Raw genomic sequence first — 13,874 nt, 5'->3', positions numbered from 1 at the left:
GCGCTCCGGATGCCAGCGTTCCGCGCAGCCGGGCGCCCGTAACTGCCGGCAGGCTGGCCGGCCCTCTGTATCTGGATATGCCCGGTAGTTCCGCCTTTTCCTTCCTGCGTACCCTCTGCAGCCTGCGCTGGCTCGCCATCGCGGGCCAGGCCGCCACCGTCCTCGTCGCCAGCAGCGTGCTGGGCCTGGATCTGCCGCTGGAACCGCTGTGGCTGGGCGTGGGCATGCTGATCGGCTTCAACGTCTACGCCAGCCTGCGCCTGCGCCATCCGCGCGACCTCTCCCACGCCACTGCCTTCGGCCACCTGTTCATCGACATGGCGGTGCTGGCCTGGATGGTGGGCTGGAGCGGCGGCATCAGCAATCCGTTCGGCACGATGTTCCTGATCCTGACCGCCCTGGCCGCGCTGGCGCTGCCGCGCAACTGGGCGCTGGCCGCGGCGCTGGCCGGCGTGCTGGGCTATGGCGCCGCCGCCATCTTCGGGCAGCCCCTGCGCGGCGACGTCGACCCCCACACCCTGCTGCTATGGGGTCTGGGCGCCAATTTCCTGATTTCGGTCGTGGTGGTGCTGGTGTTCTCGACCCGCCTGGCCGCCGACATGCGCGCCCGCGAGCGCGAACTGGCCCGCCTGCGCGAACGCTTCACGCGCAACGAAGGCATCGTCGCCCTGGCCACCCACGCCGCCGCGATGGCGCACGAGCTGAACACGCCGCTCGCCACGATGACGCTCCTGACCGACGAGATCGCCGCCGAGGTCCAGGACGACGAAGACCTGCGGGAAGACGTCACCACCCTTAGCCAGCTTCTGGCTCTGTGCCGGGAACGCATCCGCAATCTGGCGGTCCCAACCGCCGTGGATCTGGTTCGCGTCGTGGGGCAGTGGCGTCTGATCCGGCCGACCATCGACCTGCAACGCTCGGGCACGCTGCCCACCAGCCTGCGCGTCGATCCCGCCATCGCCCACCTGCTGCAGGCCTTGCTGAACAACGCCGCGGACGCGGGGGAATCCGCCGACGCGCCCCGCGTGGACCTGCATCTGGAATACGGTTACGGCGCCCTGCGCGGCGAAGTCCGGGACTACGGACGGGGTTTCGATCCCGATCATGCCGTGCTGCCGGCGACCAGCCTGTTCAACAGCGGCAAGCCGGGAGGACTGGGCGTGGGCCTGGCCCTGTCGCACGCCACCGTGGAACAGATGGGCGGCGAAATGACCATGACCGCGGCCGAAGGCGGCGGCACCCGCATCCGCTTTTATTTGCCTCTCGGCAACCCCGGGACCTGAATGTGATGAATGCAAACGATCTTGGCCTGCTGATCGACGACGACGAACTCTACGTGCGCACCCTGCAGCGCAGCCTGTCGCGCCGCGGCCTGGAAACCCGAACCGCCACCGGCATCGCCGAGGCGCTGCGCGTGGCCGAGGAAATCCGTCCGGCCTTTGCCCTGGTCGACCTGCGCCTGGGTGAAGACTCCGGCCTGACCCTGATCCGCCCGCTGCGCGCGCTGCGCGAAGACATGCGCATCCTGCTGGTCACCGGCTACGCCAGCGTGGCCACCGCCGTGGAAGCCATCAAGCGCGGCGCCGACGACTATCTGCCCAAGCCGGCCACGGCGCCCATGATCCTGCGCACGCTGGGTCTGGTGAAGCCAGAAACAGTTACGATCGAAACGACCATGACGCCGTTGCACCGCCTAGAATGGGAGCACATTCACCAGGCGCTGCACGAGACGGGCGGCAATGTTTCCGCCGCGGCGCGCCTCCTGGGCATGCACCGGCGCTCGCTGCAACGCAAGCTGGCGAAAAAACCGGGGCCGGAACGCGAGGTGCTTCCGGAATGAGTTGTGCGGGGCGACACATCTTTACAACACCCCCATGTGCACGTGCGACATATCGTCGCACCCCCTCCCTCCCCTCGGGGCTTCTGCTCCCCTAGGAAAACCCTGAATCCGCCGCCATTGGGCCGGATTTCTCCCAGGCAATGCGACCTTTCGTCGCAGGCTTGACCCAGATCAAACCGATAGGATGGACGTTGCTGCCTAGCAGCATTCCAGTCTGCTGCTTTGCAGCATTTCCCACCTTCCATCCAAGGCTGTACGTGAAACACCCCCTCCTTGCGACCCTTACGCGCATATTTGGCGTCGGCGCGGTCATGCTGCTTGGCGGCTGCAACATGGAAATCCTCTCCCCCAAGGGAGATATCGGCATCCAGGAAAAGACGTTGCTGCTGACGGCGACCGGGCTCATGCTCATCGTCGTGATCCCGGTCCTCATCATGATCGTGGCGTTTGCCTGGAAGTACCGCGCTTCCAACACCAAAGCTGACTACCAGCCCAAGTGGGCCCACTCCACGGCAATCGAAGCCGTCGTCTGGACCGTCCCTTGTATCATCGTGGCGATTCTTGCCGTGATCACCTGGCGCTCCACGCACGCGCTGGATCCCTACAAGCCGCTCGTGTCCGAACACAAGCCGGTGACCATCGAGGTGGTTTCACTGGATTGGAAGTGGCTCTTCATCTACCCCGAGTACGACATCGCCACGGTCAACGAGATCGCGTTCCCCGTGGACGTTCCGGTCAACTTCCGGATCACGTCGGCTTCGGTCATGAACTCGTTCTTCATTCCCCAGCTCGGCAGCCAGATCTATTCGATGGCCGGCATGGAGACCAAGCTGCACCTGAACGCGCGCGAAATCGGCACCTACGCCGGCATTTCGGCCAACTACAGCGGCGGCGGTTTCTCGGGCATGCGCTTCAAGGCGCACGCCATGTCGCAGGAAGGGTTCGACAACTGGATCAAGGAAGCGAAGGCTGCTCCCACCGCGCTGACCCCCGAGGTCTATGCGGAACTGACCAAGCGCAGCGAGCGCAACCCGGTCGTGAAGTATTCGTCGGCGCCGCCCGCCATGTTTGATTTCATTCTGGGCAGCACGATGACCAAGATGGCCGGCGTGGACTCCGCCACGTGCACCTCCACGTCGAATAATCTGATCGCAGGAATCAACTAACAATGCTCGGGAAACTTACCCTCGAGGCCATTCCGTACCATGACCCCATCGTCATGGTTACGCTGGCCGCCGTGTGCCTGGGAGGCCTAGCGGTCTTCGGCGCCATCACCTACTTCAAGAAGTGGAAGTACCTCTGGACGGAGTGGCTCACCACCGTCGACCACAAGCGCATCGGCGTGATGTACATCATCGTTGCGCTGATCATGCTGCTGCGCGGCTTTGCCGACGCCATCATGATGCGCACGCAGCTTGCCGTCGCGTCCGCGGACTCGGCCGGCTTCCTGCCGCCGCACCACTACGACCAGATCTTCACCGCCCACGGCGTCATCATGATTTTCTTCATGGCGATGCCCTTCATCACCGGGCTGATGAACATTGTCGTGCCGCTGCAGATCGGCGCCCGCGACGTGGCGTACCCGTTCCTGAACTCGCTGAGCTTCTGGCTGTTCGCCGCCGGCGTCGTGCTGATGATGCTGTCGCTGTTCGTGGGCGAATTCGCCGCGACCGGCTGGCTCGCGTATCCGCCGTTGTCCGGGCTGGACTACAGTCCAAGCGTGGGGGTGGATTACTACCTCTGGGCACTGCAGATATCAGGGCTGGGGACAACACTTAGCGGCATCAACTTCATCGTCACCATCCTGCGCATGCGTGCGCCTGGCATGACCCTGATGAAGATGCCGATCTTCACGTGGACCTCGCTGGTCACCAACGTCCTGATCGTCGCCGCCTTCCCCGTGCTGGCCGCGACCCTGGCGCTGCTGACGATGGACCGCTACCTGGGCACGCACTTCTTCACGAACGACGGTGGCGGCAACGTCATGATGTACGTGAACCTGATCTGGATCTGGGGCCACCCCGAGGTCTACATCCTGGTGCTGCCGGCCTTCGGCGTGTACTCGGAAATCGTTGCCACGTTCGCCCGCAAGACCCTGTTCGGCTACAAGTCCATGGTTTACGCCACGGCCGCCATCGGCGTGCTGTCGTTCCTGGTCTGGCTGCACCACTTCTTCACCATGGGAGCGGGGGCCAACGTCAATGCCTTCTTCGGCATAGCGACAATGATCATCTCGATCCCGACCGGGGCCAAGATCTTCAACTGGCTGTTCACCATCTACCGCGGCCGCCTGCGCATCACGACGCCGGTGCTGTGGACGCTGGGCTTCATGATCGTGTTCGTCATCGGCGGCATGACCGGCGTGATGCTGGCCATCCCCGGCGTGTCGTTCATCCTGCACAACAGCCTGTTCCTGATCGCGCACTTCCACAACACCATCATCGGTGGCGTGGTGTTCGGCTGCATCGCCGGCATGGTCTATTGGTTCCCGAAGGCGTTCGGCTTCACGCTGAACGAGCGTCTGGGCCGTTACTCGTTCTACTGCTGGTTCGTCGGCTTCTTCCTGGCCTTCATGCCCCTGTACGTCCTGGGCTTCAAGGGCATGACGCGTCGCCTGAACCACTACGACAACCCCGAATGGCAGCCGTACCTGCTGGTCGCGCTGGCTGGCGCCGCGCTGATCATGCTGGGCATCTTCTTCCTGCTGCAGCAAGTGTTCGTCTCCGTGCGTCAGCGCAAGCAGAACCAGGACGTCACCGGCGACCCGTGGGATGGCCGCACGCTGGAATGGTCGATCTCGTCGCCCGCGCCTTTCTACAACTTCGCCCACGTTCCTCACGTTGATGAACTGGACCAGTTCTGGGAAGACAAGCAGAGCGGCAAGGCGTACAAGCGCCCGGCCAAGTACGAAGACATCCACATGCCGAAGAACACCGCCGCTGGTGTCTGGATTGGCGCCTTTGGCCTGGTCATGTGCTTTGCGCTGATCTGGCACATCTGGTGGCTGTCGATCGCCGGCCTCGTGGGCATGATCGGTTCGTTCATCGTTCGCGCCTATGACCGCGACGTCGACTACTGGGTCCCGGCCGCGGAAGTCGAACGCATCGAAAACGCTCACTTTGACAAAATGCAGAAGGCCGCCTGAGCCATGATTCAAGCCGTAGCCACTCACCCCCACGCGGGTCACGACGATCACGCGCATCACGACGATGGATCCAAGACCGTTTTCGGTTTCTGGGTCTATCTGATGAGCGACTTGCTGATCTTTTCGGTGCTGTTTGCCACGTTCGCGGTGTTGTCCAACGCCACCGCGGGCGGTCCGTCCGGCAAGGAACTGTTCGACCTGAACTTCGTCCTGGTCGAAACGCTGTTGCTCCTGGTGTCCAGCTTCACCTTCGGCATGGCCAACCTGAACGTGCACGCCAACAACAAGAGCCGTGCCATGGGCTGGTTGATGGTCACGTTCCTGTTCGGCGCGGGCTTCATCGCGATGGAAATCTATGAATTCCATCACCTGATCAGCATCGGCGCCGGTCCGGGCCGCAGCGCCTACCTGTCCGCGTTCTTCACGCTGATCGGTACGCACGGCCTGCACGTGACCTTTGGCCTGATCTGGATCATCGTCATGCTCGACATGATCCGCCGTCATGGCCTGGACTCGATTAACAAGCGTCGTCTGGCGTGCCTGAGCCTGTTCTGGCACTTCCTGGACATCGTCTGGATCTGCGTCTTCACCTTTGTCTACCTTCTGGGAGCCCTCTGATGTCGCACTCCGCTGCGGCCGCACACGGCCACGACGATCACGCCGCCGATCACGGCAGCCTGAAGTCCTACATCATCGGTTTCGTGCTCTCGCTGCTGCTCACCTTCGGCTCGTTCGGCCTGGTGATGCACGGCGCGCTGTCCCACACCGCCACGATCATCGGCGTGGTGGCGTTGTGCATTCTCCAGCTGCTGGTTCAGCTGGTGTACTTCCTGCACATGGGCGCATCGAAGTCGTCCCGCGACAACCTGGCCACGTTTGTCTTCACCGTGCTGATCATCTTCATCATCGTCGGTGGTTCGGCCTGGGTGCTGTACAACATGAACGTCAACATGGGCCACGCCATGTAATGACCGCTTGCCGTTCAGGCATGCAAAAACGGGCGCCTTCGGGCGCCTGTTTTTTTTGGGGTGGGATTGCGCGGAAGGCGCTGGGGCGTCGCGGGCAGCCAGCACGCCACAGCCGCTGCGCAGCGCGCGCCGGATCAGCGCGCCGGATCAGCGCGGCGATTCAGCGCGGCGGCGCCGGCAGGTCCACCTCGGCGCGCCGTGCCAGCTCGGATGCCGTCACGCCCTCGAAGGGCTGCACGCGCGACGTCTGGTTCAGATCGCATCCAGCCGGGCCAGCGGCTGCATCGAGCACCTGCTTGACCCCACGTCCGCCCATCGGGCTGACCGGGCCGTTGTTGCCAAGCTGCCAGGCCAGCACGTCCGCCACCGCCATGCCGCAACGGGCCGGCGTCTTTGGCGCGCCGCCGTGTTCGAGCAGCAACTGAACCTTGTTGTCCATGCCCAGGTTCAGCATGGTCACCAGCGGCAGCGCGTCCGCCGCCGCGACGCCCTCGAGCCGCATGTCGGAATCGCTCCGGTCGGTCGGGTCCGCACCCGCCTTCAGCCAAGCCTCGTACAAATCGTCGGGCAGCCACGGCAGGCTGAGCGGCGCGATCCGGTTGCGCAGCGGTCCCGCCGTGTCGGCCGGCGCCGCCAGCGGCACGCCTGCGGCCACCAGCCGGTCCGCGATGGCGCGCAGCCGCGCGCGCTGGCCGTCCCACGCCGCGCTGTTGCCGTCAGCCGCCGCGCGTTGCTCCACCTGATTCCACATCGACAGCAGACTGGACAACGGCTCCGTCGAAAGCGGCGCTTGCGGCGGGCGAGCAGCCTGCACCAGCTGATCGATGAGGCCAGGCTGCAGGTAGCGGACCGCCAGCGACAGGCCTTCATTCATCCCGTTACGGTCGGGCGCGTCCTTGCTGGCGCCGTAGCCGCCTACCGCGGGATCGGCGCCGTGGGCCAGCACGTATGTCACGCGCTCAGGCACGGCATAGGTCGCCGACGGGGTCAGGTCGCCGCCCGGCGATTCCCGCAGGGCCTCGAGCAAGGGCGTTTCCCACATTGGACTGTTGCCGTAGTACATGCGGGTGTAGGCGGCATTGATGTCCGCCCCCCGCGCGAGCAGTTTCTCGGCAAACCAGAAATTCTTCGGCGTTTGCAGCGCGGCATGCAGCAGCGAGCGCCCGTTCTTTTCGCGCGCGTTCGGATTGGCGCCCTTCTCCAGCAGGTAGACCAGGTTTTCCTTGCTGTCGCTGTAGTACGAAATCCGGCGCATCAGCAGCGGCGTGCCGTTCGAGTCCAGCGCATCCACCGGCGCGCCCGCGGCGATCAGGATGTCGGCCAGCGCGTAGCGCTCTGCGGCCGGGCGGGTGTCCTTGGCGTCCGGCAACGCGCTGGCGACCAGCGAGAACCCGTTGTCGGGGCCGTCCGCCTTGGCGCCCGCGTCCAGCAGCACGCGCACCATCTCAAGCTGCTTGCGCGACACGGCCACCGACAGTGCGGACCTGCCGTATTCGTTCACGCCGTTCGGATCCTGTCCGCCCGCCAGCTGGGCGCGCACCGCGTCCAGATCGTTCGCCTGGATCGCCTGGAAGATCGCCAGGCGCGGACGGCAGACCTGCGCATCCAGTGCCGAGGCCTCCAGCGCCGCGCCGATGCGGGACGCGATGTTGGCCGGAATGGCTTCCTTGGCGGCAAGGCGCTTTGCGCAATACAGGCGGTAGTCCTCGCGCGCCAGCGCTTCGTAGTAGGCCCGTTCCTCGCGCGATTTCTCGCGCTGCTTCCAGCGGGCGTCGGCGCGGTTCAGGTAGGCGGCGGTGCGCGACGGATCGCGCCGCAGCACGTCGGTCAGGATGCGTTCCGCCTGCGCCGTGTCGCCCGACTCGGCCAGCCAGAAGCCGTAGTCGTTCAAGGCGGTCAGCATCTCGGCGTCCTTGCCGTCCGGATCGATCTCGCGATAATCCTGCGCCATGACGAAGCGGCGCAGGTCGGCCAGCGCACGGTTGAACTCGGCGGTCTTGGCGCGCGGAATGGCGCGCGCCACCTGATGCAACGTGCGGAACGTGGCCGTCACGTCCGGCGCCGTCTGGTGTTCGAAACGCACCTGCGCGGGAAATGGGTCCAGCCGCGTGGGATAGTCGCGCAGCGCCGCCTGCAATGTCGCCAGGGCCTGCGCGCGGCGCGCCTCGTCCCACGGGCGGCTGCTGGTGACCACCGCTAGCTGCGAGTCGGCGTTGACCGACGCGGCCTCGCCTTTGTCGTCCACCAGAAAACCCGTGGCCTTGCCGGCGCCGGCGCCGCGATCGGCATAACCGACCCAGTAGAAGGCCTCGCCCGCGCGCGGGGACCGGACCGCCACGTTGTCCTCGCGCGACGCCTTCCAGCCTTCGGGGTCGATCACCAGCGGCTGCGAGCGGAAATCCAGCTTGAAGGTCTTGGCCCCCTCGCGCACGTACCGGTACAGGTACAGCCGGTTTTCCATCTGACCGACAAGGACGGCGTCCTTGACGTTCTCGGTGCCCCACACCCGGCGCTCGGGCTCGCGCAGCGGATAACGGGAAAGCCGGATCGAATCAATGACAGCGCCGACGTCAAAGGCCAGGGCCGGCGGCGGCGATGCGGCCATGCCGGCCAGCGCCAGCGCGACAGCGCCAAACAGACGGGTGACAGCGGGACGGAAACGGCGCGGCATGTTTGGGATGTTATGCAATGGAAAGGACGCCGATCATACCTGTCCCCGCTAATTGCCCTCGGGTATGTCCCAACGGGGATTCACCCGCATATGGCAGAAGCGCGCCGATTTTTCGTTATATATTCGCCCCTACACTGTTTAGTTAACAGCTTAATAAAACCGTTACCGCCTTAAGAATCATGATGGACGCCGTGCCCGTGCCGCCCTCTCTTCCCGACACCAGCATCACCGATCGGGCCCAGCGGTTTGCGCATGCCTTGCTGCGATATGCACCGCCCGTTCATCCCGACGCCGGCTTTTTCGCCGCCGTCATCGGCACCAGCATTGCCCACCAGGACCTCGCGCGCAGCGGTCTGTCGCCGGCCGAACTGCACGACCTGCTGGACTACCTGTTCCCGGGCGCGCTGACCGGCTTCGACACATCCCTGTCTCCGCTGCGCGAGCAATATGCCGCCTACGTCGGGATGGGCGTGAGCGATCCTCAGCCCGGTTTCACGCTGTTGATGCGCGTCCTGCTCGACGCCTACCGCGCGCCCGGCCCCGACACCACCCCATGGGTCAGCAGCGTCCTGGCGCACGCCTGCCTGCGGCCCGACCACCTGTGGCGCGATCTGGGTTTGTCGGGACGCGAAGACGTCACCGTGCTGCTGGCGCGTCACTATCCGGGCCTGGTGAGCCGTAACGTGAACAATCTGCGCTGGAAGAAATTCCTGGCGCATTCAGCGTGCGAACACGCCGACCTGCCCGCCGCGGCCGCGCCGGGATGCAGCGATTGCGAGGACAGCGCGTTCTGCTATCCCGCCGCGGCGTAAGGCGCGGGCGGGGTCACGACAACCCGCCGCACCTCGCGCGTCAGAACCGGTAAGTCGCCCCCACGCCCACGCCCGCATTCCGTCCGGGCGCCGGTTCGTAATAGCGCCCGTTGCCTTCGTTGACGATGACCGAGCCTGCGTAGTCGCGGTCGAACAGGTTGTCGACGCGGGCGTAGGCGTTCAGCTCCCACGGGCCCGCGCGCTTGATGTAGCCGACGCTGGCGGCCGCTACAAAATAGGCGGGCGCGTCGCCATTGTTGGCGTCGTTGACGTAGATCTTGCTCAGGTAGCGCCCTTCCACTCCGGCCTGCCAGCCTTCGGGCGGCGCCCAGGCCAGCGAGGCATAGGCCGCCTGGCGCGCGATGCCGGGGATCTTGTTGCCCGCGCGGATATCGCCGCTGCCGTCGTCGGCGTAGCGTGCGTTGAGCAGCGTGTACGCGAGCTGCGTGCGCCAATGGCGCGCAAATTCCCCGGACCAGCTCAGTTCCAGGCCATCGCGGCGCGTGCGGCCGGCATTCTGGTAGCTGGTGCGCCCGCCCAGGCTGCCCGCAGACACGATCTCGTCGTCGGTGCGGGTGCTGAACACCGCGGCCGTCAGCAGGCCGCCGGCCATGCGCGCCTTGACCCCGGCTTCGACGTTGGTGCTGACCGACGGCATCAAGCCGAAGTTCAGCCCCGGGTCGCCGCCGGGCCGGTACGAGATCTCGTTTAGGGTGGGCGTCTCAAAACCCCGGCCGTACGAGGTGTAGACGCCGACGTCGTCGTTGACGGCGTAGCGCAGCGCGGCCACGGGCAACGCCTTGCGGTAGCGCGCGCCGCCGCTGTCGTCGGTATTGCCGGCGGTGATGTAGTGGTCGTCGGAGTCGAAGCGGACCGTGCTGTAGCGCAAGCCTGCGTCCAGCGTCCAGCGGTCGGCGAAATTCCAGGAGGCCTGCGCGTAGGGATCGGCGTTGTAGACGCGATTGGTCTCGTCGCGGCGCAACGCGCCTTTCACGCCCAACTGCCGGCTTGCGCCCGAACCGATGAAGTTCTCGTAGCCCTTGCGGTCTTCCTGCATGGTGTCGTACGAGAAGCCGCCGATCAGGGTCAGCGCGCGGCCCGCCAGCGTCAGTTCCGAGGTCCAGCGCACGTCCGCGCCGCCGTATTGGCGCTTCAGATCAATGACGCCGCCGGCTTGCGTGGGCGGAGTCTGCACGGCGGGCGGGATCGACTGATATTGCGTGGTATCGCGCTGGCCGTAATACACCATCACGCGCAGCGCGTTGCGGCCGTCGATCTGGTGGTCGAAGACCAGCCCGCCCTGCGTCTGCTTTACCGTCTTGCGCGTGTTGAACTCCTCAGCGAGCGGCGCGCTGCGCGGGTCGTCCTGAAACTGCTGGTAGGTCAGGCCCAGCGGGTCCTGCGCCTTCAGGTCGACGCTATTGACGACGAGCGTCAGGCGGCTGTCGTCGTTCAGTTGCAGGCCCAGCTTGGCGTTGCCCAGATTCTTGCGCGCGGCGCTGTGGTCGCGATAGCCATCGGTGGTGAAACGCGACAGGTCCAGCACGTAATCCAGCTGACCCGCGCCCGTGCCCGTGACGCCGCTGGCCTGCGCTCCGTAGCGCCATGTGCCGTAGCTGCCGCCCCAGCCGCTGGCGGTGATCTCGGGCGGATTGGCGCCGTCCTGCGTGAACACCTGGATGACACCGCCGGAGGAATTGCCGTACAGCGCCGAGAACGGCCCGCGCAGCACCTCGACGCGGTCGATGGAGCCGATGTCGATATTGGAGGTCTGCCCCTGGCCGTCGGGCATGGTTGCGGGAATGCCGTCCACGTACAGCCGCACGCCGCGCACACCGAACGTGGATCGCGCCCCGAAGCCACGGCTGGAAATCTGCAGGTCCTGCGCGTAGTTCTGGCGGTTCTGGATCTGCAGGCCGGGCACGCCGGCCAGGCCTTCAGACAGATTGATGCCGGGCTGCTGCCAACGCATGGTGCTGCCCTGCACGATATCGACGGAGGCCGGCGTGTCCAGCACCGCGGTGCCGAGCCGAGTGCCGGTCACCACCACCGGGGCCAGCGTCTGGGCTTGCGCCAGCGCGGTCGCAGCCGGTGCAAGCGCCAGTATCGTGCTTGCCGTCCACCACCACGTGCCGCTGTCCCGCCATTGCCGCTGTACCAAACTTCTCTCCTGTGATCGGGCGGGAATGGGTTCTAATACCCGCCATGGAAAATACGCAAGACATCGAACGCCGGCTGATGGACCTGGAGGTCAAAGCCAGCTTCTCGGATGATCTTCTGGAGCAGTTGAACCAGATCATCGTCCGCCAACAACAGCAGATCGACCGGCTCATGCGCGAGGTCGCCGACCTGCGCCAGCAGGCGCCCGAGGGGGCAGCCCCCTTCCGCAGCCTGCGCGACGAACTGCCGCCGCACTACTGATCGCTAATAGTGATAGCGCAGCAGCCTGGTCATACTACCCAAGGGCTCGACCCGGCGCATCAGCCATAACGCCGCCTGCGCCGGCAGCGAATATCGTGCCCGCTGCGCGGGGTCGTCGGTTTCGTACCCGCCGCGCACGGTGCGCAGCCGCAAGGCGGGCACCTGCGCCTCCAGATCCTGCGGGCGCCTCAGACTCCAACGCGTGACCGCGCCTGTCGATTGGATCATGCGGTTGTGCGCCACCCAGCTCAAGCCCAGGCGGTTGTAGGCGTCAAAGACGACCTCGCCGGACGGAAACCGCGCCGTCACCGCGCGCAGCAAGGTCAACAGCGCGTCCTCGGGCAGATAAAGAAAAAGTCCTTCGGCCACGACCAGCGTTGGCTTGCCGGCCGGGATCTGCGCCAGCCAGTCCAGGTCCGTGACGGGCGTGCCCACCAGCGTGCAGCCCGGCCGCGGCGGATACAGCTTGCGCCGCAGTTCGATGACCTCGGGATAGTCGACCTCGTACCAACTTATGCCCGGTGGCGGATTCACCCGCTGCACGCGCGTATCCAGCCCGCAGCCCAGATGCAGCACGGTGGCATCGCCGTGCGCGGCGATGAATTCGCGGGCCCAGCCATCCAGCGTGTGCGCGCGCATCGCCAGACCGATCATTTCGTCGCGGCGCATGCGCAGGCGGGAAAAATCGTAGTCGATGCGGCTAACGGCATCGGCGGCGTGATGGTCCTGCAGCACGGAATTGGGCAGCCGGCTTTCTCGCGCCTTGGCGTACAGCGTGATGAGAAGCGTGGCCTTTTCCCGGGTGAGGTCGATTTTTTCCATGCACAAGTCCAGTCGATCCGCCCCGCCTCGGTATTCCAACAATGGCGACTTAGCCTACTTAGAGGCGAAATCTTTCCACTGATAGAATTATCTTTTACCGATATCCGGGTTTATCCGCATTCTAGATCGGCGCAAGATTCAACCCATCGGGAAACAGCAACGAACCACGACGGAAAGGCCGCCGGATTCGCTCCCAGGCTCTAGAAATCGGAGGTTTACCATGAAGACCCTTGCTACCGCTTTGATGTTCTCGCTGGCTGCACTGAGCGCCGGCGCCTACGCCTCGCCCAACATCGAACCCAACAACGTGCCCTTCCAGGGCGTCTACGGCACCCCGTACGAAGGCCCCACCCGCGCTCAGGTGAAGGCCGAACTGGCTGCCGCCAAGGCCGCCGCCAAGGCTGCCGGCATCAACACCAACGCCGAACCGAACAACACGCCGTTCCAAGGCGTGTATGGCACGCCGCACACCGGCAAGACCCGCGCCGAGGTGCAGGCCGAACTGGCCGCCGCCAAGGCCGCCGGCCAAGTGTCGAACGTGGAACCGAATGACATGCCGTTTGCCGGCGTGTATCGCGGCAACTGAAACGGCAACTGAAACGGCTCTCCCGCCGCGCAACGATTTACCCTCCCCTTGTTGTAGCTTGGCCGCCCCGTTGGGCGGCCTTTTTTTGGCGTACTATCGGCTCAGATTCACGGTGCAGACTCGCTTACCGCCTTACTGGCTGTTCACATCAGGGAGCCCATCTTGAAATATCCCCGCGTTCTTGCCGCAGTGCTTCTGTCCAGCGTCATGGCGTCGGCGGCGGTCGCCGCCCCTGCCGTCATGCTCAACGACGCCCTCATCACGCAGATATTGCCGGCCGACCGTGCCTCGTTTCACGAGGCCGTGGCACAGGCGCTGAACAGCTCGGCCGACGGCCAGAGCACCGAATGGACCAGCACGCACCAGCGCAAGAAGGCGGCGCCGATCACGGTGCAGTTGACGCCCAAGCAGACCACCAAAGCCGGCAATGACCGCGTCTGCCGCTTCCTTGTCGGCAATTTCTCGCGGACCACCACGACCGAAACCTGGCAGTTCTGGTTCTGCAAGCAACCGGACGGCACCTGGAAGGCCAGCGCAAACTAGGCCTGGCCGCTCACCCGCGGAAAAAAATGCGCGCCGGCTCCATGAGGAGCGGCGCGCATTGTCTTG

13 protein-coding genes are annotated in these 13,874 nt (G+C 65.2%); 10 read left to right on the top strand and 3 right to left on the bottom strand.

What is annotated here, in order from left to right; genetic code table 11:
• Positions 1 to 77: 77 nt before the first annotated feature.
• The 6 genes from KW836_RS09325 (at position 78) to cyoD (ending at position 5,953) form a co-directional block, all read left to right on the top strand.
• Positions 78 to 1,283 (top strand): ATP-binding protein, encoded by a 1,206-nt coding sequence (locus KW836_RS09325; protein ID WP_175124446.1) that lies wholly within the window; start codon positions 78 to 80, stop codon positions 1,281 to 1,283.
• Positions 1,284 to 1,288: 5 nt separating this feature from the next.
• Positions 1,289 to 1,840, top strand: coding sequence for a response regulator transcription factor (locus KW836_RS09320; RefSeq protein ID WP_056558235.1), 552 nt, complete (start codon positions 1,289 to 1,291; stop codon positions 1,838 to 1,840).
• Between the two features lie 257 nt (positions 1,841 to 2,097).
• Entirely contained in the window at positions 2,098 to 3,006 is a 909-nt protein-coding gene (cyoA, locus tag KW836_RS09315; RefSeq protein ID WP_175124445.1) for a ubiquinol oxidase subunit II, read from the top strand.
• Positions 3,007 to 3,008: 2 nt separating this feature from the next.
• Positions 3,009 to 4,985, top strand: coding sequence for a cytochrome o ubiquinol oxidase subunit I (gene cyoB / locus KW836_RS09310; RefSeq protein ID WP_175186325.1), 1,977 nt, complete (start codon positions 3,009 to 3,011; stop codon positions 4,983 to 4,985).
• A gap of 3 nt (positions 4,986 to 4,988) precedes the next feature.
• Positions 4,989 to 5,603: a cytochrome o ubiquinol oxidase subunit III gene (cyoC, locus tag KW836_RS09305; RefSeq protein WP_056326361.1), complete on the top strand. Its 615-nt coding sequence runs from the start codon at positions 4,989 to 4,991 to the stop codon at positions 5,601 to 5,603.
• On the top strand, positions 5,603 to 5,953 hold the full coding sequence (gene cyoD / locus KW836_RS09300; protein WP_175124443.1) for a cytochrome o ubiquinol oxidase subunit IV: 351 nt from the start codon (positions 5,603 to 5,605) through the stop codon (positions 5,951 to 5,953). Before cyoC ends, cyoD begins: the two co-directional genes overlap by 1 nt.
• A gap of 160 nt (positions 5,954 to 6,113) precedes the next feature.
• Here the strand turns inward: cyoD and KW836_RS09295 are convergent, their stop codons facing one another.
• A complete protein-coding gene (locus KW836_RS09295; RefSeq protein ID WP_218343058.1) occupies positions 6,114 to 8,624 on the bottom strand; it encodes an ankyrin repeat domain-containing protein in 2,511 nt (836 codons plus the stop codon).
• A gap of 179 nt (positions 8,625 to 8,803) precedes the next feature.
• On the opposite strand from KW836_RS09295, the gene KW836_RS09290 reads away from it, so the two are divergent.
• Positions 8,804 to 9,436, top strand: a complete 633-nt coding sequence (locus KW836_RS09290) for a nitrogen fixation protein NifQ (protein WP_370632995.1) — start codon at positions 8,804 to 8,806, stop codon at positions 9,434 to 9,436.
• A 40-nt stretch (positions 9,437 to 9,476) separates the two neighbouring features.
• On the opposite strand, the gene KW836_RS09285 is transcribed toward KW836_RS09290, so the two are convergent.
• Complete coding sequence (locus KW836_RS09285) at positions 9,477 to 11,543, bottom strand: TonB-dependent receptor (RefSeq protein WP_218343309.1); 2,067 nt, start codon at positions 11,541 to 11,543, stop codon at positions 9,477 to 9,479.
• Positions 11,544 to 11,641: 98 nt separating this feature from the next.
• On the opposite strand from KW836_RS09285, the gene KW836_RS09280 reads away from it, so the two are divergent.
• Complete coding sequence (locus KW836_RS09280; RefSeq protein WP_056558252.1) at positions 11,642 to 11,857, top strand: SlyX family protein; 216 nt, start codon at positions 11,642 to 11,644, stop codon at positions 11,855 to 11,857.
• Between the two features lie 3 nt (positions 11,858 to 11,860).
• Here KW836_RS09280 and KW836_RS09275 read toward each other — a convergent pair whose 3' ends face one another.
• Positions 11,861 to 12,679 (bottom strand): class I SAM-dependent methyltransferase, encoded by an 819-nt coding sequence (locus tag KW836_RS09275; protein ID WP_175124441.1) that lies wholly within the window; start codon positions 12,677 to 12,679, stop codon positions 11,861 to 11,863.
• 220 nt (positions 12,680 to 12,899) lie between these two features.
• On the opposite strand from KW836_RS09275, the gene KW836_RS09270 reads away from it, so the two are divergent.
• Positions 12,900 to 13,265 (top strand): DUF4148 domain-containing protein, encoded by a 366-nt coding sequence (locus KW836_RS09270; RefSeq protein WP_218343057.1) that lies wholly within the window; start codon positions 12,900 to 12,902, stop codon positions 13,263 to 13,265.
• 162 nt (positions 13,266 to 13,427) lie between these two features.
• Entirely contained in the window at positions 13,428 to 13,808 is a 381-nt protein-coding gene (locus tag KW836_RS09265) for a hypothetical protein (RefSeq protein ID WP_175137704.1), read from the top strand.
• The last annotated feature ends 66 nt before the right edge of the window (positions 13,809 to 13,874 follow it).

Source organism: Achromobacter sp. ACM05, from assembly GCF_019218915.1.
GTDB lineage: Bacteria > Pseudomonadota > Gammaproteobacteria > Burkholderiales > Burkholderiaceae_B > Achromobacter > Achromobacter animicus.
Note: the sequence above shows the minus strand (reverse complement) of the source record. Positions and strands in the feature narration are given on the sequence as shown.

What these genes read in the sequence shown, in the direction of transcription:
- KW836_RS09325 (WP_175124446.1), top strand. Translation starts at nt 78, where the DNA reads ATGCCCGGTAGTTCCGCCTTTTCCTTCCTGCGTACCCTCTGCAGCCTG.
- KW836_RS09320 (WP_056558235.1), top strand. Translation starts at nt 1,289, where the DNA reads ATGAATGCAAACGATCTTGGCCTGCTGATCGACGACGACGAACTCTAC.
- cyoB (WP_175186325.1), top strand. Translation starts at nt 3,009, where the DNA reads ATGCTCGGGAAACTTACCCTCGAGGCCATTCCGTACCATGACCCCATC.
- cyoC (WP_056326361.1), top strand. Translation starts at nt 4,989, where the DNA reads ATGATTCAAGCCGTAGCCACTCACCCCCACGCGGGTCACGACGATCAC.
- cyoD (WP_175124443.1), top strand. Translation starts at nt 5,603, where the DNA reads ATGTCGCACTCCGCTGCGGCCGCACACGGCCACGACGATCACGCCGCC.
- KW836_RS09295 (WP_218343058.1), bottom strand. Translation starts at nt 8,624, where the DNA reads ATGCCGCGCCGTTTCCGTCCCGCTGTCACCCGTCTGTTTGGCGCTGTC.
- KW836_RS09290 (WP_370632995.1), top strand. Translation starts at nt 8,804, where the DNA reads ATGATGGACGCCGTGCCCGTGCCGCCCTCTCTTCCCGACACCAGCATC.
- KW836_RS09280 (WP_056558252.1), top strand. Translation starts at nt 11,642, where the DNA reads ATGGAAAATACGCAAGACATCGAACGCCGGCTGATGGACCTGGAGGTC.
- KW836_RS09275 (WP_175124441.1), bottom strand. Translation starts at nt 12,679, where the DNA reads ATGGAAAAAATCGACCTCACCCGGGAAAAGGCCACGCTTCTCATCACG.
- KW836_RS09270 (WP_218343057.1), top strand. Translation starts at nt 12,900, where the DNA reads ATGAAGACCCTTGCTACCGCTTTGATGTTCTCGCTGGCTGCACTGAGC.